Here is a 789-nt window from a genome sequence, read left to right on the forward strand (position 1 = left end):
GTCCCTGCGGTCTTTCTGGCACGTCTGAGCCCGAACATGAGTCTCCTCCGTGGGGGTTGCCGGTGGGGATCGCGCGGGTGTGGGGGGTGGTGCACGGGGACGGGGCACCCCCGGCTCCGGTGGAGCGGAGAGGGGCGGGAATCCGAACCCGTGTGCCCGGCGAGCGGCACGCCCCTCACGCTAGGACCCGGAACTCCCGCCTCCCAATGAGGGAACCCCCTAGGGGGTCAGGGGAGGGAAAACCCTCGGTCCGGCTCAGTTAACCGGGGGCGCCGTCACTTCGCGCGGCGACCTGCGGCCAATCGGACGATGTCCACCCGTGAGCGGATGCCCAGCTTCCGGTAGACCCGGGTCAGGGTCGCCTCCACCGTCTTCACGCTCACGAACAGCCGTGCCGCTATCTCCCGGTTGGTGGCGCCCTCCATCACCAGCGCGGCCACCTGACGCTCCATCGTGGCCAGCCCCGCCAGCGCGTCCAGCGGCTCCGGGGCGTCCGGCGCGGGCACCGGCCGCGCGGGCTCCGGGGCGCTGCGGGCCTCGTCCACCTGGCCCAGCCACGGCAGCGCCCGGCAGCGCCGGAACAGCCGGGTCGCCTCGTCGTACACGGTGCCCCTGCGGCGGGCCCCCTCCGGGGAACGGGCGCGCAGCTGGGCCAGGGCGAACGCGGCGCGGGCCGCCTCCAGCCCGTAGCCCAGTTCAGTGAGCCGGTCCTGAGCGGACGTCAACCGGGCCAGCGCGCCCTCCTGGTCGCCGCGGGCCGCCCGCACCAGGGCCTCCGCCCGGTCCAGG

Annotated in this window: 1 protein-coding gene; it reads right to left on the reverse strand. The window is 74.9% G+C overall.

Annotation, left to right across the window (positions count from 1 at the left end; genetic code table 11):
• Nucleotides 1-275: 275 nt before the first annotated feature.
• Nucleotides 276-789 (reverse strand): helix-turn-helix transcriptional regulator (locus CCN33_RS28920; protein ID WP_140394732.1); only part of this gene is annotated, 514 nt, incomplete at its 5' end.

It is taken from the genome of Streptomyces recifensis (genome assembly GCF_002154615.1).
GTDB classification, from domain to species: Bacteria; Actinomycetota; Actinomycetes; order Streptomycetales; family Streptomycetaceae; genus Streptomyces; species Streptomyces griseoluteus.